This is a genomic window from Yeosuana aromativorans, assembly GCF_014646655.1.
Lineage (GTDB): Bacteria > Bacteroidota > Bacteroidia > Flavobacteriales > Flavobacteriaceae > Yeosuana > Yeosuana aromativorans.
This window is the reverse complement of the sequence record NZ_BMNR01000004.1, coordinates 375,305-398,605: the sequence shown is the minus strand read 5'-3', so window position 1 is coordinate 398,605 and position 23,301 is coordinate 375,305. Positions and strand designations below refer to the sequence as shown.

General features: G+C 36.0%; 24 protein-coding genes. 12 read left to right on the top strand and 12 right to left on the bottom strand.

Annotation, left to right across the window (positions count from 1 at the left end; translation table 11 throughout):
* Positions 1-19: 19 nt before the first annotated feature.
* The gene (locus IEW94_RS11040) at positions 20-1,120 is read right to left on the bottom strand and encodes a fatty acid desaturase family protein (RefSeq protein ID WP_188652937.1); all 1,101 of its coding nucleotides are present in this window, start codon (positions 1,118-1,120) and stop codon (positions 20-22) included.
* A gap of 143 nt (positions 1,121-1,263) precedes the next feature.
* Between IEW94_RS11040 and rsmG the strand changes: the two genes are divergently transcribed.
* Positions 1,264-1,893: a 16S rRNA (guanine(527)-N(7))-methyltransferase RsmG gene (gene rsmG / locus IEW94_RS11035; protein WP_188652935.1), complete on the top strand. Its 630-nt coding sequence runs from the start codon at positions 1,264-1,266 to the stop codon at positions 1,891-1,893.
* 15 nt (positions 1,894-1,908) lie between these two features.
* Here rsmG and IEW94_RS11030 read toward each other — a convergent pair whose 3' ends face one another.
* From IEW94_RS11030 to pruA, 3 genes are all read right to left on the bottom strand, one after another.
* A complete protein-coding gene (locus tag IEW94_RS11030; protein ID WP_188652933.1) occupies positions 1,909-2,859 on the bottom strand; it encodes a tetratricopeptide repeat protein in 951 nt (316 codons plus the stop codon).
* A 99-nt stretch (positions 2,860-2,958) separates the two neighbouring features.
* Positions 2,959-4,245: an APC family permease gene (locus IEW94_RS11025; protein WP_188652931.1), complete on the bottom strand. Its 1,287-nt coding sequence runs from the start codon at positions 4,243-4,245 to the stop codon at positions 2,959-2,961.
* 149 nt (positions 4,246-4,394) lie between these two features.
* Complete coding sequence (gene pruA, locus IEW94_RS11020) at positions 4,395-6,023, bottom strand: L-glutamate gamma-semialdehyde dehydrogenase (RefSeq protein WP_188652929.1); 1,629 nt, start codon at positions 6,021-6,023, stop codon at positions 4,395-4,397.
* A gap of 159 nt (positions 6,024-6,182) precedes the next feature.
* On the opposite strand from pruA, the gene IEW94_RS11015 reads away from it, so the two are divergent.
* Together IEW94_RS11015 and IEW94_RS11010 are read left to right on the top strand one after the other, a co-directional pair.
* Positions 6,183-6,908 carry an NRDE family protein gene (locus IEW94_RS11015; protein WP_188652927.1) on the top strand — a complete coding sequence of 242 codons (726 nt, stop codon included), beginning with the start codon at positions 6,183-6,185 and terminating at the stop codon, positions 6,906-6,908.
* The gene (locus IEW94_RS11010; protein ID WP_229669506.1) at positions 6,895-7,899 is read left to right on the top strand and encodes a DUF6695 family protein; all 1,005 of its coding nucleotides are present in this window, start codon (positions 6,895-6,897) and stop codon (positions 7,897-7,899) included. Before IEW94_RS11015 ends, IEW94_RS11010 begins: the two co-directional genes overlap by 14 nt.
* Here IEW94_RS11010 and apaG read toward each other — a convergent pair.
* Both apaG and IEW94_RS11000 read right to left on the bottom strand, forming a co-directional pair.
* Positions 7,896-8,282, bottom strand: a complete 387-nt coding sequence (apaG, locus tag IEW94_RS11005; protein WP_188652925.1) for a Co2+/Mg2+ efflux facilitator ApaG/CorD — start codon at positions 8,280-8,282, stop codon at positions 7,896-7,898. The genes IEW94_RS11010 and apaG overlap by 4 nt on opposite strands.
* Before the next feature lie 83 nt (positions 8,283-8,365).
* The gene (locus IEW94_RS11000) at positions 8,366-9,616 is read right to left on the bottom strand and encodes a type IX secretion system plug protein (RefSeq protein WP_188652923.1); all 1,251 of its coding nucleotides are present in this window, start codon (positions 9,614-9,616) and stop codon (positions 8,366-8,368) included.
* Positions 9,617-9,770: 154 nt separating this feature from the next.
* Here IEW94_RS11000 and IEW94_RS10995 point away from each other — a divergent pair, with 154 nt between their 5' ends.
* From IEW94_RS10995 to nqrF, 6 genes are all read left to right on the top strand, one after another.
* On the top strand, positions 9,771-11,126 hold the full coding sequence (locus IEW94_RS10995) for a Na(+)-translocating NADH-quinone reductase subunit A (RefSeq protein WP_188652921.1): 1,356 nt from the start codon (positions 9,771-9,773) through the stop codon (positions 11,124-11,126).
* A 33-nt stretch (positions 11,127-11,159) separates the two neighbouring features.
* A complete protein-coding gene (locus IEW94_RS10990) occupies positions 11,160-12,368 on the top strand; it encodes an NADH:ubiquinone reductase (Na(+)-transporting) subunit B (RefSeq protein WP_188652919.1) in 1,209 nt (402 codons plus the stop codon).
* A gap of 2 nt (positions 12,369-12,370) precedes the next feature.
* Positions 12,371-13,120 carry a Na(+)-translocating NADH-quinone reductase subunit C gene (locus tag IEW94_RS10985; RefSeq protein WP_188652918.1) on the top strand — a complete coding sequence of 250 codons (750 nt, stop codon included), beginning with the start codon at positions 12,371-12,373 and terminating at the stop codon, positions 13,118-13,120.
* Between the two features lie 3 nt (positions 13,121-13,123).
* The gene (locus tag IEW94_RS10980; protein ID WP_188652916.1) at positions 13,124-13,771 is read left to right on the top strand and encodes an NADH:ubiquinone reductase (Na(+)-transporting) subunit D; all 648 of its coding nucleotides are present in this window, start codon (positions 13,124-13,126) and stop codon (positions 13,769-13,771) included.
* Between the two features lie 78 nt (positions 13,772-13,849).
* The gene (nqrE, locus tag IEW94_RS10975) at positions 13,850-14,608 is read left to right on the top strand and encodes an NADH:ubiquinone reductase (Na(+)-transporting) subunit E (protein WP_188652914.1); all 759 of its coding nucleotides are present in this window, start codon (positions 13,850-13,852) and stop codon (positions 14,606-14,608) included.
* Position 14,609: 1 nt separating this feature from the next.
* The gene (gene nqrF, locus IEW94_RS10970; RefSeq protein WP_188652912.1) at positions 14,610-15,917 is read left to right on the top strand and encodes an NADH:ubiquinone reductase (Na(+)-transporting) subunit F; all 1,308 of its coding nucleotides are present in this window, start codon (positions 14,610-14,612) and stop codon (positions 15,915-15,917) included.
* A 72-nt stretch (positions 15,918-15,989) separates the two neighbouring features.
* Here nqrF and IEW94_RS10965 read toward each other — a convergent pair whose 3' ends face one another.
* The 3 genes from IEW94_RS10965 to IEW94_RS10955 all read right to left on the bottom strand — a co-directional run bounded on the left by IEW94_RS10965 (position 15,990) and on the right by IEW94_RS10955 (position 18,374).
* On the bottom strand, positions 15,990-16,451 hold the full coding sequence (locus tag IEW94_RS10965; RefSeq protein WP_188652909.1) for a Na(+)-translocating NADH-quinone reductase subunit F: 462 nt from the start codon (positions 16,449-16,451) through the stop codon (positions 15,990-15,992).
* A 164-nt stretch (positions 16,452-16,615) separates the two neighbouring features.
* Positions 16,616-17,329, bottom strand: coding sequence for a DUF6090 family protein (locus IEW94_RS10960; RefSeq protein ID WP_188652907.1), 714 nt, complete (start codon positions 17,327-17,329; stop codon positions 16,616-16,618).
* Positions 17,322-18,374, bottom strand: coding sequence for a DUF6090 family protein (locus IEW94_RS10955; protein ID WP_188652905.1), 1,053 nt, complete (start codon positions 18,372-18,374; stop codon positions 17,322-17,324). Before IEW94_RS10955 ends, IEW94_RS10960 begins: the two co-directional genes overlap by 8 nt.
* Before the next feature lie 78 nt (positions 18,375-18,452).
* Here IEW94_RS10955 and IEW94_RS10950 point away from each other — a divergent pair, with 78 nt between their 5' ends.
* Positions 18,453-18,830, top strand: a complete 378-nt coding sequence (locus IEW94_RS10950) for a DUF8840 domain-containing protein (protein ID WP_188652903.1) — start codon at positions 18,453-18,455, stop codon at positions 18,828-18,830.
* A gap of 7 nt (positions 18,831-18,837) precedes the next feature.
* A complete protein-coding gene (locus tag IEW94_RS10945; RefSeq protein ID WP_188652901.1) occupies positions 18,838-19,818 on the top strand; it encodes an FAD:protein FMN transferase in 981 nt (326 codons plus the stop codon).
* 93 nt (positions 19,819-19,911) lie between these two features.
* Here IEW94_RS10945 and IEW94_RS10940 read toward each other — a convergent pair whose 3' ends face one another.
* From IEW94_RS10940 to map, 3 genes are all read right to left on the bottom strand, one after another.
* Complete coding sequence (locus IEW94_RS10940) at positions 19,912-20,679, bottom strand: class I SAM-dependent methyltransferase (protein WP_188652900.1); 768 nt, start codon at positions 20,677-20,679, stop codon at positions 19,912-19,914.
* Positions 20,680-20,776: 97 nt separating this feature from the next.
* Positions 20,777-21,088 (bottom strand): cupin domain-containing protein, encoded by a 312-nt coding sequence (locus IEW94_RS10935; protein ID WP_188652898.1) that lies wholly within the window; start codon positions 21,086-21,088, stop codon positions 20,777-20,779.
* Between the two features lie 6 nt (positions 21,089-21,094).
* Positions 21,095-21,913 (bottom strand): type I methionyl aminopeptidase, encoded by an 819-nt coding sequence (gene map / locus IEW94_RS10930; RefSeq protein ID WP_188652896.1) that lies wholly within the window; start codon positions 21,911-21,913, stop codon positions 21,095-21,097.
* Positions 21,914-22,035: 122 nt separating this feature from the next.
* On the opposite strand from map, the gene IEW94_RS10925 reads away from it, so the two are divergent.
* Positions 22,036-23,301, top strand: a complete 1,266-nt coding sequence (locus tag IEW94_RS10925) for an acetyl-CoA hydrolase/transferase family protein (protein WP_188652894.1) — start codon at positions 22,036-22,038, stop codon at positions 23,299-23,301.

The window sequence follows — 23,301 nt, the reverse complement described above, 5'->3', positions numbered from 1 at the left end:
AAATAATAATAAAAAATGGTTAGACTTGTAATGCAGGTTTCATTCCCATATCACGGAGGTATTTAAAATGCGCGATGATAGCTTTTCGCGTTGTTTTATATTCGTAGTATGGTAAGTTAAATTCTTTAGCGGTCTCTTTCACTATTTTTGAAATTTTAGTGTAGTGAACATGACTGATATTTGGAAAAATATGATGCTCTACTTGGTGATTTAAGCCACCAGTAAACCAGTTGACTATTTTATTTTTTGTGCTAAAATTAATTGTGGTATTAAGCTGATGAATTGCCCAAGTGTTTTTCATGGTGCCATCTTTTTCTGGCATGGGCATTTCGGCTTCTTCCATAACATGGGCCAATTGAAATACAATACTTAAAATTAAACCGGCAGTGTAATGCATAATAAAAAAACCGATTAAAATTTTCCACCAGGCAATGTCTAAAAACAACATGGGTATTACAATCCAAATACCAACATAAATTATTTTTGATATAACCAACTTGCTCCAATTCCAAACAGGATTTGGCAATTTTCCGTAGGACAGTTTACGTTTCATATACCGCTTCATTTGTTGCCAGTCTGTGGTAATGGCCCAATTGATGGTGAGCAATCCGTAAAGTAATACGGAATAATAATGTTGAAATCGGTGATACCATTTCCAATCAGAATGTTTGGTAAAGCGTAAAATACGTCCAGCTTCTAAATCCTCATCCATTCCGTGAATGTTGGTATACGTGTGGTGCAACACATTATGTTGAACTTGCCAATTGTAAACATTGCCAGCTAAAATATATATACTACTGCCCATAAGTCTATTAACCCATTCTTTGTTTGAAAAAGAACCGTGGTTGCCATCATGCATCACATTCATGCCAACACCAGCCATGCCAATGCCCATTACAATAGTTAAAAGTAATTGAGCCCAACCCGGAATATCAATGGTAAGGATCAAAAAATAAGGTGTTAAGAACAAGGAAAACATGATTATGGTTTTTACCCATAATTGCCAGTTTCCGGTACGTTTTATATTGTTGGTTTTAAAGTAGTCGTTTACGCGTTTATTTAAGGTTCTAAAAAACTTTGCAGAATCTGTTCTGGAGAACGAAAGTGTTTGTTTAGTCATGCTATTAATTTAAAATTGTGATATCGAAAAAAAACGATTTATTACACACGTCGCAAAGATAGGTATAAACCGAATGAACTAATAACGTTTTTTCGCAAAAATATGTATATAAAAAGTATATTTTTGCAGAAAATAACGCGTTAATGGAACTTATTTTAAAATATTTCCCAAATCTTACAGAAGACCAAATTGCAAAATTCAAAAAACTGGAATCGCTTTATCAGGACTGGAATTTAAGAATTAACGTGGTATCTCGAAAGGATATTGATGAATTATATTTGCGCCATGTGCTTCATTCTCTTGGTATTGCAAAAGTTATGCCGTTTAATGAAAATGCCAAGATACTGGATGTTGGAACGGGAGGTGGTTTTCCTGGTATACCTTTGGCAATAATGTATCCAGAGGCTTCTTTTCATTTGGTTGATAGTATTGCCAAAAAACTTAAAGTGGTTGATGAGGTTGTTGAAGGTTTGGGCGTAACTAATGTTAAGACCACCAATAGCCGTGTTGAGGACATTACCGGCACATACGATTTTATTGTGAGTAGGGCCGTGGCTGCTATGCCAACATTTGTGCATTGGACCAAAGGTAAAATTGCCAAAACGCAAAACCATCCGCTAAAAAATGGTATCTTATATTTAAAAGGTGGTGACCTATCCGAAGAACTTAAAGATTATAAAACGGTTACAATTTATAATTTAAGTGATTATTTTACCGAAGACTTTTTTGAAACCAAAAAAGTAGTGCATTTGCCACTGAAATATAAAGGTTAACAAGATGTGTTTTTATTATATATTATTTAATGTATCAAAATCCCTATTGAACGCACTATATTGGTTTTGGAACCAATAGGTGTTTTCAAATAAATTTATGTCATCAGGTTTTGACAGGTCGGTGCCTTTCAAAATACTTTTTGCTTTATTGAAATTAAGTTTTGCTTTTGCAGGATCTTCTAAATGAAGATAGGTTAGTGCCAGGCCTATTTGTGCATCAAAATCGGTTGGATCGTTCTGTGATACCACAGAAAATGAGTTTAAAGCTAGGTCAAATTCACCCAATAAATAGTGTGACACACCCTTAAAAAATAGAGCTGATACGTTGCTGTTGTCTAAATAAAATGAAGTTGTAAAGTCTTCATTGGCATTTTTGTAATAGTTTATCCCCATGTAAAACAATCCGCGGGCATAAAAGTTTTGTGAGCTTTTATCATTTACAATAGCTAAGGAATAATTAATTAAAGCATTTTTGTAATCATCAAGAGCTTCGTAAGATCGTCCAAGTTGTAAGTAAACATAAGCTGTTTTTGGTAAGGCATTTAAATCTGCAACAGCCCCTTTGTAATCTTTCAAATCATATTTTGCCATTGCCAAACTATATTTGGCTTCCAAAAATTCATGATTCAATTCCAAGGCTTTTTCATAATCTTCTTTGGCTCCCAAGTAATCCATTAAACTGTATTTTGAATTTCCCCTATTAAAATAGACATCAGCAGTAGGTTCAAAAAAAATGACCTTGGTATAATCCAGAATGGCTCCGCTATAATCGCCAATATTATCCTTGGTGACACCTCTGTAAAAGTATGCATCCAAATTTTCAGGATCCAATTCTATTGCCTGTGAAAACAGGTTGATTTTTTCTTCAGGATTTGTAGCTCTCAACCCCTGTCTTACAAGCTTGTTGGATTGTGCTAAGCCGAGAAACGGTAATATTATTATAAAAAAAAAGGTGTATTTTTTCATCTGTTAATATGTATTTTAAGATACATTCAAATTTACTGAAACTATTGGTTAAACCCTACTAGAGTAATGTTTTTAAACGTCATGTGGATTGCTTTTATTTTAGGAAGATTTGTTCGATTCTGTCTTTTTGTAAATGAATTCCGCCAAAAAGCAAAATCCAATTATGGAGACTGAAACAATGACCCCCAAACTGTTTGAGCTGAATTGTTGTTTGATTAAAATCACGGTTGCAATCATACACAAAAAAAACCCCGTAAAAGGTATAATTTTATTGCAGCTTGTCTCTTTTGATTGTTTGTAACCTACAAGATTTACCATGCCAAAAATGAGCAAAAACCCCACACTGCCTGCGGTTGATATGCTCTCTAAATCAAGAAGATTTACTAAAATCAATGTTACTAGTGCCGTAATCATCAAACCAATTGGTTGATTCCAAAGTTTGGACAGGAAATGGTGCGGAAGTTCATCATCTTCAGCAATTTCAAAATTTACTCGGCTGCCACCATATAATGAGGCGTTAATGGCAGAGAATGTTGAAATTAAAGCCGCTATGGTAATAATTGAAAACCCTAATGTTCCCAGCATGGGTTTGGCCGCTTCAGCCAGCACATAATCCTGGGCATCGGCAATTTTTTGAAATGGAAGCGAACCCACGGTTACAATGGCAATGATGATATACAAAAGAATAACAAAAATCACCGAATAGTAATAGGCTCGTGGTATGTTTTTTTCAGGATTGATCAAATCAGGTGCCGCATTGGCAATCAGTTCAAATCCTTCATAAGCAACAAAAATTACCATGCCCCCAGTGAATAATTGAATTGGGGTTTCCCATTGTGAAATGGCCAATTGCGATAGATTTGGATTTCCGGATAATCCATAAGCTCCAATGCCAATAAAGGCGATTAGAATTACCAATTTGATGATTACGGCGTATGATTCTATTTTGCCAACAACCGCAATACTGTAATAATTAATGGCTGTTGCCAAAACTATGATAGCACTAGCATATAAATGAAAATCAATGGTTTTGTCATGGGTTATTCCCAATAGGTTTGGGGCATAAGAACCAAATGCCGAAGCATATAACGAAAGCATGATAATGTAACTGACCCACAAAAGATTGTTGATGCCACCACTGAAAACGGATTTACCAAAACCTTGATTAATGAATTTTACGGTGCCACCTCTATCAGGATATTTATTTGAAAGTTTGGCATAACTATACGACGTGATTAAAGCCAGCAAACCGGCCAAAAGGAAAGCAATTGGCGTGCCTCCTTTTGCAAGTGAAACGGCCAATCCGAGTACCGCAAAAATACCACCACCAACCATACCGCCAATTCCTATTGAGATGGCATCTTTTAAGCTTATTTTTTTACTCATTTATTAGATTTTAAAATCAAGGTACTAAAAAAGCTTAATTTATTTGTTAGAAAGTATATGAAATTGGATTTGTGTTTAAAGAAATCAAACTATAATTAGAAAAACAAAAAACCCGCTTAATGCAGGTTTCGTAATATGTAAGGATTTAATTATTTTCCTAAAAACGGATATCTATAATCTGTCGGTGTTACAAAGGTCTCCTTAATCAATCTCGGTGATACCCAACGTAACAGGTTTTGAGCACTTCCTGCTTTATCATTGGTTCCAGAAGCTCTGGCGCCTCCAAATGGCTGTTGCCCAACAACGGCTCCGGTTGGCTTGTCATTAATATAAAAGTTACCAGCACAATTTTGTAAAGCTGTGGTAGCCTCTGTAATAGCAGTTCTGTCGGTTGCCAAGATAGCACCTGTTAAAGCGTATTCACTAGTGCCATCCACTAATTTTAAGGTGTCTGAGTAAGCGTCATCTTCATACACATAAATGGTAATAACAGGGCCAAACAGCTCCGTGCACATGGTTGTGTATTTTGGGTTGGTAGTAAGAATTACAGTAGGTTCAATAAAATACCCTTTTGATTTATCATAACCACCACCAACAACAATCTCAGCATCACGGTCTGATTTGGCTTGATCAATATATTTGGCAAGTTTATCAAACGAACCTTCATGAATGACGGCCGTAATAAAGTTGCTCATATCGTCCGGTGAGCCCATTTTAAAGGATTTCACGTCTTCAATGACAAATTTCTTCACATCATCCCATAAACTTTTTGGAATGTACGCTCTTGAAGCGGCACTACATTTTTGGCCTTGAAATTCAAAGGCACCTCTTACAATAGCCGTGGCCACTTGTTTGGCATTGGCCGTTTTATGGGCTACAATAAAGTCCTTACCACCAGTTTCGCCTACAATTCTTGGATAGGTTTTGTAGTTATGGATGTTGTTTCCAATCTTTTTCCAAAGTTCCTTAAATACAAATGTGGAGCCGGTAAAGTGCAATCCAGAAAAATCCGGACTTGCCAAAACAGTATCAGTTATCATGGCTGGGTCTCCAAACACCACATTGATGACACCAGCAGGAACGCCAGCTTCCTTAAATACATCCATAATGACTTTAGCAGAAAACACTTGACTGTCACTGGGTTTCCAAACTACCACATTGCCCATTAAGGCCATGCACGATGGTAAATTACCCGCAATAGCGGTAAAGTTAAATGGTGTTACCGCATAGGTAAATCCTTCAAGCGGTCTGTATTCCACACGATTCCAAGCATCGCTACTGCTATTGGGTTGTTCCTTGTATATTTCGGTCATGTACTGTACGTTGAAGCGCAAGAAGTCAACCAATTCACAGGCTGAATCAATTTCAGCTTGATGAATGGTTTTTGATTGCGCAATCATAGTGGCAGCATTGATTTTTGCTCTATAAGGTCCAGCAATCAATTCGGCTGCTTTTAAAAAGATGGCAGCACGTTGTTCCCAAGGTAATTGCGACCAACTTTTCCTTGCTTCCAAGGCGGTTGCAATGGCATCTTCAACATGTTCTTTTTCAGCAAGGTGATAAGAGCCCACCACGTGTTTGTGATCATGAGGAGGCGACATGGTTCTGGTTTTTCCTGTTAACACATCTTCTCCATTAATGTATAATGGAACATCTGTTTTGCTGTTGTACATGCTTTTATAAGCTTTTAGAACAGCCTCTCGCTCAGGTGAGCCGGGCGCATAGCTTTTAACGGGTTCGTTTACAGCAATTGGTACATTAAAAAATCCTTTTCCCATGTTTTTTTCGATTTATTGATTTTATTTTAAAAAATAACATATTTTATGTTACAAAATTACGAATTTTTTAATGATTCTTAAAAAAGGCTGGTATTAAAAGCGCGTTAAAATTTGTTTATTTTTTGTAAGTTTCCAACCTGTAATTAGACTTTAAATGTTATGTGTACAGTTACAATCATTCCTAAGGGAAACCAAGATTTTATATTGACTTCAAATCGGGATGAATCACCCAATAGGGTATCGCTTTCTCCGGATTTTTATGATATTAACGGGGCAAAGCTATTATTCCCAAAGGATAAACTTTCAGGAGGAACATGGATAGGAGTGAGTGATAATAATCGATTGGTTTGTGTGCTCAATGGTGGCTTTGTATCCCATCAAAGACAAGCAAATTATAGAAAGAGTCGAGGTGTTGTGGCCCAAGATTTTTTGGTGTCAGATGTTATAATACCAACTATAGAATCTTATGATTTAAAGGGTATTGAACCATTCACTATGATTATTGTTGATTGGAATACTGAACTTAAATTGTATGAGTTGGTTTGGGATGGCTTAAAAAAGCATGTGGATGAATTACCATTGAAACCTAGGATATGGTCGTCATCAACCTTATATGATGAAGCTATGAAATTAAAACGTAAACAATGGTTTGGAGCCTTCAAGGAGACCCATGATTTAAATGCAGAAACCTTATTGGAATTCCATAAAACGGCTGGACAAGATAATAAGCACTTTGGAGTGGTTATGGACAGAGGATTTGTCAAGACCATGAGTATCACCCAAGTTGAAAAAAGTGATGAAGTGATGCACATGCATTATGAAAATCTTGAGACTAGTGACATAGCAGAGAAAGTGTTTAATATTCCTCAGAATGTCAATGAATAACACGGCGTTTATCTTAACCTTGGCATATCCAGATACCATTGTCATGGTTTCAAAAGAATGGTTTTCCCCTTTTTTACGGTTTGTAGGCATTGGTAAAAAAAATTATGTCAGGGCTGGACATGCGGCATTGGTCCTTATTAACAAATCAACGGGCGTTTTGGAATACCATGATTTTGGGCGCTACATTACGCCAGAACCTTTTGGACGGGTTCGAGGTGGTGATACGGATGCCGAGCTGAGATTTCCTATCAAAGCACAAATTAAAGACGAAACCATTGTAAACCTTCATGATATTTTAGAATTTTTGGCAACCCATCCAAAATTGACCCATGGTGATGGTAAGTTGGTGGCTTCGGTATGTAATGTTATAGATTACGAAAAAGCTAGAGCGCATATCACCATGATGCAGAACAAGCATTTTATCAGGTATGCCGCTTTTATCAAAGACGCTTGTAATTGTGCTCGTTTTGTAACCGATACGTTAATTGCTTCGGTTACTGATACTTCAATTAAAAGGAAACTTATAAAATCCAATTGGTTTACCCCAAGTACCGTTGGGAATGTTGTGTTGTCAAATACAGAAAAACAGGTCTATGAAGTCTCTGAAACAGGAGTCGTTTCAGAATTTAAAGGCACTCAAATGAGTGAGAACAGACGTTGTTTTTTGGATAGGCTTAAAGACCATAAACCAACTTTTGAGGGCACCTTGCAACCCAAACCTGTTATGAGTTTACATGGTAAGGCACAATGGTTATCTGGTATTGCGGCAGGTGCTTGGTTTGAATTGCATCATATTGGGCATGATATAGAGTATCTGTTTAAGCGCATTTCACCTCATGGAAATATTGATGTAGAAGATACATTTGCCGTTCAGGATGCCAGTTTTAATTATCATTTGGAATATGAATTTGTACATTACTCAAATTGTAATTTTTTCCACATACAACAAAATGGAAAAGTTTACAGGTTCAATAGAAAGCAAAAGAATTAATTAATGGCGAAAGGCGCACTTAATTTAAAAGTGGGGATGGCAACTTTAAATTTTTTGGTGGTTGTAAAGTTTACCATACTGTAATACCCTCGCATGGCTCCAAACGGAGAGGTCAACAAACAACCAGACGTGTAAGTATGCGATTCGCCAGGCTTTAAGACCGGTTTTTTGCCAATAACACCTTCACCTGAAACAATTTCGATATTATTTAAGGCATCGTAAATTTTCCAATGGCGCGCATTTAGTTGAACAGAGTCTTTGCTTTGGTTTTCAATAGTTACAAGGTATCCAAAGGCGTATTGTATTTTATAATTTTTATAAAATGTGCCTTCAAAAGTGGTTTCTACCGAAATTTTTATGCCTCTAGTGACTTGTTGAACCATGTTATCTATTGATATACAATGTTTTTGCTTTACAAAAATAGAAATTTTTTTCTCTCAAAAGTGATATAGCCTAATTATTCCGTTCAATTGGAGATATTTATCGAGGATCCTTCACCAAAACCAACAATTCTGTCATATCGCTTTCCTAAATCCCTGTAATAGACAATAACTTTATAATTATTTTCAGTTTGATAAAAATTCCCACTCACAAGTCCTTCGTTCAAGGTTCCATTGTTTTCAACCGCTACATATTTGTAATTGTAAAATCCTTGTTTTAAGAGTATAGCACATTTGTATACTTTGTCAACATCATCATAAACCATTTTTGTAGTGTCGTCAATAGCGTAATTATTGAAATTTCCATAAACATGAATGGTTTTTCCTTTAAATCTTGGGTCTGGTAATAAAGAGAAATGAATCCAAACGTAGTCCGCTTCAATATCCGGATTGTCCCTGTCTAAAACAGTTACCAGATAATTTCCGTTGATATCAGGATTGTAAGTGTAGGGTTTATCTGCTCTTGAATAATTTGTAAAAAGATAGTTATGGTATAAGTCCTCTAAATCAATATGTTGTATGCCCGTATTTGAAGCCCTGACATCTTTGTTTTCAAAAAACAAATATTCATTGCCCGCCCAAAAACTGGATTCAGAGTCATATTTGTAAATGAGTTGATTGCCTATCGTGTATTGGGGCACAAGATTAGAAATGGCTGTATTTAGATTGTTGTTTTGAACCACCAAAATCTTGACGTTCTGCTTAGGATTGTTAAAATGCGAACTTTTAGGTGTAATGCTGATATCAACTTTTTGTTTCTCTTCAATATAGGCGATATCTCGGGTTCGTTTGATGTTGACCCCAACATTGGCCATGTTTTCATACACCATAAATTTTCTTGAAAACATCAATTCGTTGTCACTGTTAAAAATGTTGATCATATAGTTTCCAGAAACCTTTAAGCGCTTGGTCTGTTCATTGGGAATGGTAAGTTTGTAATGTGAATATATTTGATAGGTGTTGAACGAGTTTTCATAGGTGCGGATGCGTTGGTTATCATTGCCGTCAAGATATTCAGATTTTATCAATACCGAAGGCGTCCAGTCAAAATTAAAATGTTCAATAGTGTAATAGTAATCATCTTCATCACCATTTAAAACATCAAATTCCAGATCAACATAATCACCTAGTTTTAATACTGGTAACTGACTTTCGGGCGTGTTGCCTTTAAAGCTAATGGTTTTAATGTAATCAGGTGGATTGACCTCTTCAACTTGGCTGCAAACAAGACTTGAAATAAGCAAACAATTAAAGAGACATATAAATTTAATGTGCATTATGAGCGGTTTTTTTGTAAATATAATCAAATTTTATACCTAAAAATGAACTTATAAAAACCACTATAAATTTCTATGTTAATTATTATGAAATCTGCATTATTAATTTGTAAATTTGCAGCGTTTTTAGACAACTAATCTCAATAAATAAAATATGTCAAACGACATTCGTATTAAAAAAGGTCTAGACATTAAACTTAAAGGTGAAGCTGAAAAAACCTCCGAAAAGGCTGTAATTAGTAACTTTTATGCTTTAAGACCTGAAGATTTCCATGGCGTAACACCTAAATTAATTTCAAGAGTTGGAACCAAAGTAAAAGCAGGAGAACCTGTATTTTACAACAAGGCGGACGAAGGTGTGAAATTTGTATCTCCGGTATCTGGTGAAATTATTGAAATAGCCCGTGGTGAAAAGCGCAAAATTTTATCCATTAAAATCCAAGCTGATAAAACACAAACCTATCATCAAAATGAGATTTTGAATTTGGATAAAGCAACTCCAGATGAGATAAAAGCTTTGCTTTTAAGCTCCGGTTGTTGGCCATTCATCAAACAACGTCCTTATGACATCATTGCAAAACCCGAAAGAGAGCCCAAAGCTATTTTTATTTCGGCCTATGCAACGGCGCCTTTGGTAGCAGATTATGATTTTACATTACAAGGTAAGGAAGCTGAACTACAAGCTGCTGTTACCGCTTTGGGAAAATTGACCAAAGGCAGTGTACATGTTTCGGTTGGTAAAAACTCAAACTCACCAATGGCTGGATTGTCTGGGATAACCTTGCACAAAGTTTCAGGCCCACATCCTTCGGGGAATGTGGGAACACAAATTAATAAAATAGATCCTGTAAACAAAGGAGAAACAGTTTGGACAGTAAACCCACAAGATCTTGTTGTTATAGGTGAATTGTTATTGACTGGTAAGTTTAATGCAGAACGCGTGGTGGCCTTAGTTGGTTCATCAATTGAAAAACCGCGATATTTTGTTACTAAATTGGGTTGTGAAATTGCTACCATGATTTATGATAAGGGCATTGAAAAAGATGCGAACGTTCGTATTATATCAGGTAATATATTGTCTGGAAAGAAAGTACAGCCAGATGGCTATTTGGATTATTACAGTAACACCATTACAGTGATACCAGAAGGTGATGATTATGAATTTTTTGGATGGACAGCACCTGTTTTCAATAAGATTTCAACTTCAAGAGCTTTAACATTTTCTTGGTTGTTTCCCAATAAAAAATACGATTTAACAACAAACACCAATGGTGAACATCGTGCCTTTGTGGTGACCGGAAACTACGAAGAAGTTTTTCCATTTGATATGTACCCCATGCAAATTTTAAAAGCCTGTATGTATACAGATTTAGATGAAATGGAAGCCTTGGGGATGTACGAAGTGGCACCAGAAGATTTTGCTTTAACTGAATTTATATGCGTGTCTAAACAACCACATCAAGAGATTATCAGAAAAGGTTTAGACGTAATGATTAAAGAAATTGGATAATTATTCATTTTTTAAAATGAAAAATAAAAACAAATGGGCTTAAAAAACAAATTACATACATTAAAAGAAAAGTACAAAGGGACCAAGTTGGCCCCTGCATTTGGTGCTATCCATACCTTTCTATATTTGCCAAATGAAACCACTCATAATGGTACTCATATAAAAGCGGCTGATGATTTAAAGCGAACCATGAACACGGTTATCTTGGCACTCATTCCTTGTTTGATATTTGGGATGTTCAATGCCGGCTATCAGCATTATTTGGCAGCAGGTGATATTGATGCCGCAACTGGTGGATTTTTCAGTAGCCAGTTCTGGACACTAGATAATTTTTCTTTGGGATTTTGGAAAATCATTCCGTTGGTTATTGTGTCTTACGGTGTTGGTTTGGGTATTGAATTCTTATTCGCAACCATTAAAAACCACGAGGTTGAAGAAGGCTATTTGGTAACCGGTATGTTGGTGCCATTGATTGTGCCAATTGATATTCCGTTATGGATGCTAGCCGTTGCTGTGGCATTTGGGGTCGTAATAGGTAAAGAAGTATTTGGAGGAACAGGGATGAACATTCTCAATCCAGCATTGACCATCCGTGCCTTTTTATTCTTTGCGTATCCTACTTGGATGAGTGGTGATAAAGTATGGGTTCAAGGTGCTGTTGAAAGTATTGGTAAAGTAGATGCCATTTCTGGTGAAACCATTTTAGGTAGTCTAGGTCAAGGTAAGCACTTGGCATATTCGGTTTGGGATATGTTCTACGGATTTATTCCTGGCTCTGTTGGTGAAACATCAACTTTATTGATTTTATTGGGAGGTCTGTTTTTAATCTTCACCAAAATAGGAAGTTGGAGAATCATGCTGTCATCTGTTGTTGGAGCCTTGGTTATGGGACTTATTTTTAACTATATTGTTGATGCGAATGTCATTACCGAAGGCAGTAAATTTTATGCCTTGATGAGCACACCGTTTTGGGAACACCTCATTATTGGTGGATTTGCTTTTGGAACGGTTTACATGGCAACAGATCCTGTAACCGCTTCGCAAACCAATAAAGGAAAATGGATTTATGGATTTTTGGTCGGATTCCTTTCTATCCTAATACGTGTATTTAACCCAGCATACCCAGAAGGCGTAATGCTAGCTATTCTGTTAATGAATGTGTTTGCACCAACCATTGATCATTATGTGGTTAAAGGAAATATAAAACAAAGACAAAAGCGTTTAAAAGTTAAAACTGCTTAATGATGGAAAATAGAACAGAAAAAAACTCTTATACTATATTATTTGCCATAGGAATGGTGTTGATTGTGGGAGCGTTATTGGCTTATGCTTCTGAAACGCTAAAACCAAAGATCACTGAAAATAAGCGTATGGAAATCCAACAAAATATTTTATATGCTATGGGAGTCAATGATAATGAAGAGGGTAGCGTGAACTTTATTCCAACTTCTGAAGTTGGTAGTATGTTTTCAAAGTATATCAAAAAGCAGTTGGTCATACAGGGTGATACTGCTACTGAAGATGATAATGCTTATTTAATCGACCTTAAAAAGGAAGAGGCTAAAGCAGCAGATCCAAATTATACAAGAAAACTGCCGCTGTTTATAGGAGAGAAAGATGGTCAGACCTATTATATTATCCCAATGCGAGGAAAAGGGTTATGGGATGCTATTTGGGGGTACATGGCCATTGACAAAGATTTTATTGTTGACGGTGTATTTTTTGACCATAAAGGGGAAACGCCAGGTTTAGGTGCAAACATCAATCAACGTTTCTTTATGGATGATTTTAAAGGCGAGAAGATTATGGAAGATGGTGCTTTTACAGGAATTTCAGTTGTTAAAGGAAACAATGATCCAACAAATGAAGACAAGGATGATCATGAAATAGACGCTTTGGCTGGGGCAACTATAACCAGTAATGGTGTGACAGCTATGATAAAAAAGGATGTGGATATGTATATTCCTTTTCTTAAAAAATTAAACAACAAATAGATTATGGGACTTTTATCAAGAAAAGATAGCAAATTATTATTAGATCCGTTGGCGGACAATAACCCAATAACCATACAAGTATTAGGAATATGTTCGGCTTTGGCAATCACGGCGCAATTAAAAGCAGCTATTGTAATGGCCATTTCAGTAACGGCTGTGGTGGCTATTGGTAACGTTGTTATTTCTTTAATGCGAAATATCATCCCACCAAAAATCAGGATCATTGTGCAATTGGTTGTGGTAGCTGTTTTGGTAATCTTAGTAGATTTAATTTTAAAAGCCTATTCCTATCAATTAAGTAAAACCTTATCGGTGTTCGTTGGGTTAATTATTACCAACTGTATCATCATGGGTCGCTTTGAAGCCTTTGCTTTGGCAAATGGCCCTTGGCGCTCATTCTTGGATGGTATTGGTAACGGTGCTGGTTATGGTTTAATACTTGTTATTGTTGGATTTTTTAGAGAGCTTTTGGGTTCAGGTACTTTACTTGGATTTAAAGTATTGGGAGATCCAATTGCTAAAACAGGATTGTACGCTCTAGGTTATGAAAACAACGGATTTATGTTGTTATCTCCCATGGCTTTGATTGTTGTGGGTATTATAATTTGGGTACAGCGCAGTAGAAACAGAGCATTAATAGAAGATCATTAAATAGTTTATAGTTGATGGTTTTTGGTTGACAGAAATGAAATACCAAAAACTAGAAACAAACAACTAAAATCAAAATATATGGAACATTTAGAATTATTTTTAAAGTCAATATTTATAGATAACATGGTATTTGCAACATTCCTAGGAATGTGCTCGTTCCTTGCTGTATCTAAAAAAGTATCTACAGCCGTAGGGTTGGGTGCTGCTGTTATTTTTGTAATGCTTATCACGGTGCCTTTAAACTGGCTTCTGGATCATTATCTATTGCAGCCCGGTGCTTTATCTTGGTTGGGTGAAGAATACGCCGAATACGATTTAAGTTTCTTATCATTTATCATGTTTATTGCAACCATAGCAACTATGGTTCAGTTAGTTGAAATTGTGGTTGAGAAATTTTCACCATCGTTATATAACTCATTGGGGATTTTCTTGCCTCTTATTGCGGTAAACTGTGCTATTTTAGGAGGGTCATTATTTATGCAATCACGTGAAATACCTACTTTAGGTTTAGCCACTGTATATGGTATTGGTTCTGGTATTGGATGGTTTTTGGCGATTCTTTCCATTGCGGCCATTCGTGAAAAAATACGTTATTCCAATGTGCCTGCTCCATTGCGAGGATTGGGTATTACCTTTATTACAACAGGTTTAATGGCTATTGGGTTCATGAGTTTTGGAGGTATGTTAACAGGAGGTGATAAAAAACCAAAAGAAGAAAAACAAGTAGCTGTAGCTCCAATAAAAGACAACAAAGTTGAGGTTTCAAAGACTTCTGACACAAAAGATAACAAGAAAGATAAAGTAGTGTTAGCTAACAACATAAAAGTAAATGAGTAACATGATTTTAGCCATAAGTACATTAGGAACAGTAATAGCAACGGTAACGGTTTTCTTGATTATCACCTTGTTGTTAGTAGTTTTGCTTTTAGTAGTCAAACAAAAACTATCACCATCCGGTCCTGTGAAGATTACCATTAATGGTGAAAAGGAAATTGAAGTCGCTTCAGGAGGTAGTTTACTATCTACTTTGGGGAACAATAAAATATTTTTACCATCAGCTTGTGGTGGTGGTGGAACATGCCTTCAGTGTGAATGTCACGTGCTATCTGGTGGTGGAGAAGCCCTTCCTACAGAGACACCGCATTTTACCAGAAAGGAATTGCAAGAAGGTGCTCGTCTAGGATGCCAAGTTAAAGTTAAGCAGGATATGAACATCACCATTCCTGAAGAAGTATTTGGTATAAAAAAATGGGAAGCAACTGTTGTTAGAAATTATAATGTGGCCTCTTTTATTAAGGAGTTTGTTGTTGAGATTCCCGAGGATATGAATTACAAAGCGGGTGGTTATATTCAAATTGAAATTCCACCTTGTGAAGTCAAGTATTCAGATATTGATATTACAGCGCATCCCGAAGAACATGAAAGACCAGATAAGTTTCAAGAGGAGTGGGATAAATTTAAGCTTTGGCCATTGGTAATGAAAAACCCTGAAACGGTAGAAAGAGCTTATTCCATGGCTTCTTATCCAGCCGAAGGCAGAGAGATTATGTTGAACGTGCGTATAGCCACACCGCCTTTTGATAGAGCTAAAGGTGGATGGATGGATGTGAATCCGGGTATTGCATCGTCTTATATTTTCTCCAGAAAAAAAGGTGATAAAGTAACCATTTCCGGACCTTATGGAGAGTTCTTTATCAATGAATCTGATGCCGAAATGCTATATGTTGGTGGTGGAGCCGGTATGGCACCCATGCGGTCTCACCTGTACCATTTGTTCAAAACCTTGAAGACTGGTAGAAAAGTAACGTATTGGTATGGAGGCCGTTCTAAACGTGAATTGTTCTATTTAGATCATTTCCGTGAATTGGAAAAAGAGTTCCCAAACTTTAAATTCTATTTAGCATTATCAGAACCGCTACCAGAAGATAACTGGAAAGTTAAGGAAAACATTGATGCGCCTGGCGATGGCTTTGTTGGATTTATCCACAATTGTGTGATAGATAATTACTTAAACCATCATGAAACACCCGAAGATATTGAATTGTATTTCTGTGGACCACCATTAATGAACCAAGCGGTTCAAAAAATGGGCGAGGATTTTGGTATCCCAGATGAAAACATCCGTTTTGATGACTTTGGAGGATAATAATTAAAGCGTCATGCTGAACTTGTTTCAGCATCTCAAATAACAAGAACCGATATGAAAATATCGGTTTTTTTATGCCTGTATGATTATTGATTGAAAACGAGGTTTGTCATTTTCAAATTCAAAAAGTTTAGTGTAATCCATAACATTTGAAACGCCATCAATTTCACATAAAAACTTTATTACTTCAGATAATCCGTTAAACAATACATCTTTATCAGTTGGGTTTTTTGGTTTAGCATTTCTTCCATTGATAGCACCTCCATAACCACACCCTTTTAAAAATACGGATTCAATTTTCAGTAATTCTGCGGGTGAATAGCCATTGAATGTTTTCCCTAATTTTTGATTCACCATACCAACATAGTTTAAAACCTCAGAGCCATGGATGTCTGTTAGATGTTTCCAGCTATCGGTATTATCCAGAATATTGCCAACAGCACATTGTTTGCAGCATTCAGGATGTAACTGATTGTTATGAAAGGCGACATAGAGTTTTGTTAATGCTTGCTCTAAGCGATGGGATGTTTTCATGACTTTTTATTTCTAAGATATGAAAAAAACTAAAGTCTTCAAAAAATGTATAGGTTGTTCAATTAAATTCTAATGCAATTTTATCAATGGTTTATTTTTTGGTAGTTGGCGGTTTTGCCTTCCTTAAAGGGTGTTTCACAAATGTTACTGAAGTGTTTTACCAATCAATTAGTTTTAGAAAGTCTTACAATTTCGTTTAAGTAATCTTCAACAGAGTTCTTATCATCAATTTCAGTAATAATATTGTTAGTATAAGAGTGTTTACGAACAATCATGTTGATAAAAACGGAATCTTTTAGGAGACGAAAATTTTTTTGACTATTTTCTATTCTGAAATCACCATTTTTAATGATATATGGTTCTATAACATTAGACCAAAATTCTTTGGAAATGATTTCTTCTTCAGTATAGTCATCTAAAACATCTTTCCAAGACACCAAGTAGTTTTTTAGAGTATCATTGGTAATAATATTGATGTCTCCGGAACTAATCAATGATTGAACAATACCATTTGAGGGATTAAAAGTAATTCCACCAAATATCCCTAAAGCGTATTTACTGACAGAATCTATAGATTTTGGTTTATCTAACTTATCTATATTTCTTAAAACAATATTTTGTGCCCTCAGATTGTTTAAATGTAGTTGTTTAACTGTGTTGAATTGCTCTAAATTTTTTTCAAATTCTTTATTTAAAGAACTTAAAATAGTTTTTTCTTTCATTCTGTCCTTTCTGTTTTCGTTCCAATTATTGATCTGCAAAGCAATCAAGATTCCAATCACTACCAATATAATCTCGCCAATGGCATATTTTAGGTAGTTGGTTGTTTTGCCTTCGGCTAAAAGTTTTTTACGGATGTTTCTAAAGAATTTAATCATCTAATTTTACAAATTTGTATGTTTTTTTGGTAAGATTCAAGGTGATATGATATTGACCTTCTTCAGGTATTTTTATATCAGGACCATCTTGATAGCCTTTACCTTCAGGAAAAGTATCACCGCCCCAATTGATGGTCCAGCTATCACGACACCTAAATTTAACCACCCCTTTCTTTAAATGTAGTTCCAATTCCCAGATAGAATTTTCAAAATCGGTTTCAATCATGGGTGTGGATTTAGCGCCCACGTCATCAAAACCATTGATTGATGTGCCAATAATACCTACATCTTTATAGAGTATCTTAACATCTGGGTAATAATTTTTTATTAGGGCCAATATGGATTTTCCTGAGCTTATTTTGGTGTTTAACTCATAGTATTGATAAGTGCGATTAACTTCAAGGGTCAACATCTCTGCTTTAAATTTTGGCTGATTAAGTAAATAGTTAAATCTTTCAAAATGAAAATTGGTGTAATATAATGAGTCAATTATATCAAATTTAGTAGTGAATCCTATATTAGGTTTTGAAAAGGGAATGCCTTCATCAATCATCATTTGAAAAGCATTTTCTTTTTCTCCCAGTGAGTTAATCTGAAGAGAATTCATGTAATTGGTGATTTCCTTGACAATTTCCGTTTGTTTAACATTATTTGGGTTGGCTTTTAAATTATTCAGAAAGAAAGGTGTTTCAGAGTAGTATGGCTTCTCATTAGCTGAAACGAAAAAAGCTATTTGTATGGTACTGGCATTTATAGAATCTTTAGGGGTGCTCAGTAGTTGTGGAATCAATTCTATCTTGTCTCTGACCTCATTTTGCAAAATTTGAAAATTTTCAACGTCAAACATAATGGAGTTGTACAGGTTTTCAATACTTGTTTTAAATTGAGAATCCGTTTTTTTACGTTCATTCCAGTTATTGACCGTTAAGGCAATGAGAATCCCAATAACCACTAGTACAATTTCCCCAATCGCATACTTTATGTAATTGGTGGTTTTCCCTTCGTTTAGGAGTGTTTTGCGAATGCTATGGAAGAGTTTAATCATTAATTAATGAAGCGGTTGGTTATTGCTTTTAAAGTTAAACAATTTTATCAATTATTATATAAATAGTATTTTTACATCATGGGAAAGCCGCTTACAAAACAAGAATTGCATAATTTGGCCATGAATCATGTTGGAAAGGATTTAGAACAACGTGGTTTTGAGTTTATAGCCATTAACAGTAAGCTTAAAAAGCATCCGCAGTTTGTGTGTATTGATAAGAACAAGCAATATTTTTTTGTGATTGTCAAAGCGGTTATGTTGCCAGAAAACCCCAATAATTATGATGTGGTTTGGATGGAATCATTCAAAAAGCACGCCAGGGAACATAATGCCACAGTGCTATATGCCGGGGTTGGTATAGGAAACAAAACGGATGAAAAGTTACCTTTATATCTAGACGAGGAATATCTCATTGAGTATAATGGCATTCAGGTTTTGGAAACCCATTTAAACTAGTTTTTATATGAAGAGATTTTTTTTGCTTATTGTTTTGTTGGGTTTTGTTTCTTGCAAAAAGCCTGAAAACACCAAATTGGCCGGACCTGTTTTTGGTACTACGTATCATATACAATACTATTCTAAAGTTAAAACCGATTTTCAAAGCAAAATTGATAGCCTGTTTTATGTTATCAATAAATCCATGTCAACCTATCAGGTAAATTCTGATATTTCAAAGTTAAACCGAAACGAATCCAATGAAATTGATTCTCATTTTGCAAAAGTTTTTGATGCGTCAAAGCACATTTATAAAGAAACCAATGGTTTTTTTGATCCAACCATAGGCAATTTGGTGAATGCCTGGGATTTTGGTCCCGAGGGAAACATAGTCAATCTGGACAGCCTTAAAATTGATAGTTTGATGGTGTCGGTTGGAATGGATAAAGTCAATCGTGCAGGTAATACAATCATTAAAAAAAAACCCAATACGTTTATTGATTTTAACGCCATAGCCAAAGGATATGGTGTGGATGTGATTTCTGAATTTTTGGAGCATGAAGGAGTTGATAACTATATTGTTGAAATAGGTGGCGAGATTAGAACTAAGGGAATCAACGTTGAAAAAAACAAAGATTGGAAAGTAGGGGTTGAAATGCCTCATTTTGACGGCACCCAATCGGTTATTCGTGCCATTTCGTTAAAAGATGCTGCCATGGCAACATCCGGAACTTACAGAAAGTTTAAAGTAGACAAAAACGGAAAGCGTTATTCGCATATTATTGACACCAAAACAGGTTATCCCAGTCAAACCAATTTGTTGAGTATTTCGGTCATTGCCTCAAATTGCATGACGGCTGATGCTTATGCCACGGCCTTTAAGGCCATGGGTATTGAAAAAGTAAAGGAATTTTTGAAAAGCCACTCTGAGTTTAAAGTGTTTCTCATTTTTGATAATGATAATAAGGAACTAGAAACACTATCTCTAAACGGATTTCCAGATAGCTAATGTCATTTCGAATCCAGACGTTTAAGTCTGGATGTGCCAATTTTTTTTAATAAGAGATTACGACGTCGTTGCACTCCTCGTAATGACAAGCTACTATTTATAAACCACAGGAATAATTTCACCCTTTGCCAAACAGTATTTTGTAATGTCTTCTTGTGATAATGTCGATGTATAATCCATTTCTTCAACCTTAAACCCTATTGAACGTAGTTTGTCAAAGTAATCTCTTCCGTAAACACGAACATGGTCGTATTGGCCAAATATTTTAGTGCGTTCTTTTTTGTCGGTTATGGTGTTGTCTTCAAAAGTGGTTTCCCTGTTTAAATCTTGTGGAATTTGAAACACGCCAAAGCCGCCTGGTTTTAAAACGCGATACAATTCTTGCATCGCTTTGGTATCATCAGGGATATGTTCCAACACATGATTGCAAAGAATAACATCAAACGCATCATCTTCAAATGGCAAATTGCAGATATCTGCTTTAACATCGGCCAAAGGAGAATTTAAATCGGTTGTTACATACTCCAAATTAGACATGCTTTTAAAGCGTTTATAAAAAGCCTGTTCAGGGGCAAAATGAAGGACTTTATAATAATGTGATGTAAAAAAATCGGTTTCATGTTTAAGATATAACCAAAGTAATCTATGGCGTTCTAAACTTAATGTTGATGGAGACAGTGCATTGTTGCGTTGCTTTCCGTAACCGTAAGGCAGAAAGGTTCTAAAGCTTTTTCCATCAATTGGGTCGGTGTAATTGGTTCCCTTTAGAAAAAATGCCAAAAATGGGCGAATGGTATAACTTAGCTGAATCAAGAAAGGTCTTGGCAGAAAGTTTAGTATAAATTTGAAGATTGCTTTCATCTGTTCATTTTTAAGTTTCTTTTAAAGGACAGATGGAATGCCCTAATCACGTTAGGATAGTAGGTGTCAAATATTTTTTTAGGCATTTCAAAAGAGGTTATTTATAGTCTTCTCTTACCGGAAAGAAAATATCCGTGACTTTACAATCGGATAAGGCACGGGCACTATGTATCGCATTGGAAGGTATCAATGTAATCATACCGGGTTCCAATACTTGAACAATACCATCAATGGTCATTTCTAATTGACCTTCGGTAACTTGTGTTGTTTGTTCATGAATATGGGAATGCGCTGGGAGAATGGCTCCTTTTTCAATATCCACAAAACCTATGGTCATATTATCGGTATGAAAATATCGTCCTTTAATTCCCTTGGCCAGTTCTCGTTGTTCAATATCAGAAATATTCATGAGTGATTACAGAATTAATGCGGTTTGCCTAAACTCATCTTCTTCATTAGAGGTGATTCCTAAGGCTTCATAAATATATGCAAAGGTTGAAAGTAACTCTGGTTTGCCGTCAATAATGGCGATATCATGTTCAAAATGGGCACTTGGTTTGTTGTCTAACGTTGTAATGGTCCAGCCATCTGTATGTTGCTTGATACGGTGCGTTCCCATATTGATCATGGGTTCAATGGCGACTACCATGCCTTCAACAAATTTTTTGCCACGTCCACGTTTTCCGTAGTTGGGCATTTCTGGATCTTCGTGCATGGTTTTTCCTAAGCCATGGCCAACCAATTCCCTAACCACACCATAGCCATGGTCTTCGCAGTATTTTTGAATAGCATAACCTACATCGCCAACGCGATTGTTTATTTTAAATTCCCTGATGCCAACATATAAGGACTCTTTGGTCACCTTCAACAATTTTTCGGTTTCTGGGTCAATTTCTCCAACAGGAAACGTATAGGCATGGTCACCATAAAAACCATTTTTTAGGGCACCACAATCAATTGATATAATATCGCCTTCAACCAAAGGTTCTTTATTGGGAATACCATGTACTACTTGGGTATTTGGGCTCATACATAAGGTGTTAGGGAAATCATATAACCCTAAAAACCCAGGAATGGCTCCTTGGTCGCGAATGTATTCCTCGGCAATTTTATCAAGATGCAATGTGGTTACACCGGGTTTGATTTCTTTGGCAAGAATGCCCAATGTTTTTGAAACTATTAGTGCGCTTTCACGCATCAATTCAATTTCCTCTCTGGTTTTTGTAATGATCATGTTTTGTAAAATATGTGCAAAGATACTTAAAATTAAATTTTTATTGTTTTTTATATTAGTATGACTTTGGACAGTTTTTATCCTATCATTTATCAATAATTTTGTATTATAAATTAGTGGTTATGTATAAAATTGTTAGTGCTGAAGAGGCTGTTAAAGTTATTAAGTCAAACGACAGGGTATATGTGCAAGCGGCTGCAGCGGCCCCCCAGATTTTAATGAACGCCATGACGCAGCGATATCAAGAGTTGAAAAATGTTGAGGTGTGCCATTTACATGTAGAAGGCAAAACGGCTTATGCCGATCCAGCATATCGTGATAGTTTTCATATCAACTCCTTTTTTGTTGGAAACAATATCAGACATACCTTGGCAGCAGGGAACGGATCGTACACACCTGTGTTTTTAAGTGAGTTGCCCTTATTGTTTAAACGGAATATTTTACCGCTTGATGTTGCTTTGATCCATGTTTCGGTGCCAGACAAACATGGCTATTGTTCGTTGGGGGTTTCTGTTGAAGCCACTTTGGCCGCTATTGAAAATGCTAAAATTGTTATAGCTCAAGTTAACCCTCAAATGCCCAGAACGCATGGCGATGGCATTATCCACCATACAGAAATAGATCTGTTTGTGGAATGCAATGAACCCATTCCTACCCATGATTTGCCTGTTTCAACAGAAGTGGAAAACAAAATTGGCGATTATGTGGCGAGTTTAATTGACGACCAAAGCACCCTGCAAATGGGAGTAGGGGTCATCCCTAATGCGGTGTTATCGCGTCTTACAAATCACAAGAATTTAGGGTTGCATACTGAAATGTTCTCGGATGGTGTCATTGATTTGATTTTAAAGGATGTTATCAATGGCAATTACAAGGCCATTAACCCTGGGAGAGTTCTAGCTACATTTTTAATGGGGACAAAACGTTTATATGATTATGTAGATGATAATCCATTTATTGAATTGCGCGCATCAGATTATGTAAATGATGTGTCCATTATTAAACAGAATCCTAAAATGGTAGCTATCAATTCTGCTATTGAGGTTGATGTAACCGGACAAGTTTGTGCCGACTCTATTGGTTCCAACATTTATTCTGGAGTAGGCGGTCAAATGGATTTTATAAGGGGTGCTTCCTTAAGTGAAGGCGGTAAGGCCATTATTGCATTACCTTCTATCACCAAAACTGGAATCAGCAGAATAGTGCCTTCATTAAAACCAGGTGCTGGTGTTGTAACTACCAGAGCTCACGTGCATTATATTGTAACAGAATATGGCATTGCCGATTTGTACGGCAAAACAATACAAAATAGGGTTAAGGCTTTGGTTGATATTGCACATCCAGAACACAGGGAGACTATTGATAAGGCTTACTATGAATTGATATAA

Excerpts from the sequence above, each read along its gene's own strand:
- IEW94_RS11040 (WP_188652937.1), bottom strand. The coding sequence starts at position 1,120 with ATGACTAAACAAACACTTTCGTTCTCCAGAACAGATTCTGCAAAGTTT.
- rsmG (WP_188652935.1), top strand. The coding sequence starts at position 1,264 with ATGGAACTTATTTTAAAATATTTCCCAAATCTTACAGAAGACCAAATT.
- IEW94_RS11030 (WP_188652933.1), bottom strand. The coding sequence starts at position 2,859 with ATGAAAAAATACACCTTTTTTTTTATAATAATATTACCGTTTCTCGGC.
- IEW94_RS11025 (WP_188652931.1), bottom strand. The coding sequence starts at position 4,245 with ATGAGTAAAAAAATAAGCTTAAAAGATGCCATCTCAATAGGAATTGGC.
- pruA (WP_188652929.1), bottom strand. The coding sequence starts at position 6,023 with ATGGGAAAAGGATTTTTTAATGTACCAATTGCTGTAAACGAACCCGTT.
- IEW94_RS11015 (WP_188652927.1), top strand. The coding sequence starts at position 6,183 with ATGTGTACAGTTACAATCATTCCTAAGGGAAACCAAGATTTTATATTG.
- IEW94_RS11010 (WP_229669506.1), top strand. The coding sequence starts at position 6,895 with ATGTCAATGAATAACACGGCGTTTATCTTAACCTTGGCATATCCAGAT.
- apaG (WP_188652925.1), bottom strand. The coding sequence starts at position 8,282 with ATGGTTCAACAAGTCACTAGAGGCATAAAAATTTCGGTAGAAACCACT.
- IEW94_RS11000 (WP_188652923.1), bottom strand. The coding sequence starts at position 9,616 with ATGCACATTAAATTTATATGTCTCTTTAATTGTTTGCTTATTTCAAGT.
- IEW94_RS10995 (WP_188652921.1), top strand. The coding sequence starts at position 9,771 with ATGTCAAACGACATTCGTATTAAAAAAGGTCTAGACATTAAACTTAAA.
- IEW94_RS10990 (WP_188652919.1), top strand. The coding sequence starts at position 11,160 with ATGGGCTTAAAAAACAAATTACATACATTAAAAGAAAAGTACAAAGGG.
- IEW94_RS10985 (WP_188652918.1), top strand. The coding sequence starts at position 12,371 with ATGGAAAATAGAACAGAAAAAAACTCTTATACTATATTATTTGCCATA.
- IEW94_RS10980 (WP_188652916.1), top strand. The coding sequence starts at position 13,124 with ATGGGACTTTTATCAAGAAAAGATAGCAAATTATTATTAGATCCGTTG.
- nqrE (WP_188652914.1), top strand. The coding sequence starts at position 13,850 with ATGGAACATTTAGAATTATTTTTAAAGTCAATATTTATAGATAACATG.
- nqrF (WP_188652912.1), top strand. The coding sequence starts at position 14,610 with ATGATTTTAGCCATAAGTACATTAGGAACAGTAATAGCAACGGTAACG.
- IEW94_RS10965 (WP_188652909.1), bottom strand. The coding sequence starts at position 16,451 with ATGAAAACATCCCATCGCTTAGAGCAAGCATTAACAAAACTCTATGTC.
- IEW94_RS10960 (WP_188652907.1), bottom strand. The coding sequence starts at position 17,329 with ATGATTAAATTCTTTAGAAACATCCGTAAAAAACTTTTAGCCGAAGGC.
- IEW94_RS10955 (WP_188652905.1), bottom strand. The coding sequence starts at position 18,374 with ATGATTAAACTCTTCCATAGCATTCGCAAAACACTCCTAAACGAAGGG.
- IEW94_RS10950 (WP_188652903.1), top strand. The coding sequence starts at position 18,453 with ATGGGAAAGCCGCTTACAAAACAAGAATTGCATAATTTGGCCATGAAT.
- IEW94_RS10945 (WP_188652901.1), top strand. The coding sequence starts at position 18,838 with ATGAAGAGATTTTTTTTGCTTATTGTTTTGTTGGGTTTTGTTTCTTGC.
- IEW94_RS10940 (WP_188652900.1), bottom strand. The coding sequence starts at position 20,679 with ATGAAAGCAATCTTCAAATTTATACTAAACTTTCTGCCAAGACCTTTC.
- IEW94_RS10935 (WP_188652898.1), bottom strand. The coding sequence starts at position 21,088 with ATGAATATTTCTGATATTGAACAACGAGAACTGGCCAAGGGAATTAAA.
- map (WP_188652896.1), bottom strand. The coding sequence starts at position 21,913 with ATGATCATTACAAAAACCAGAGAGGAAATTGAATTGATGCGTGAAAGC.
- IEW94_RS10925 (WP_188652894.1), top strand. The coding sequence starts at position 22,036 with ATGTATAAAATTGTTAGTGCTGAAGAGGCTGTTAAAGTTATTAAGTCA.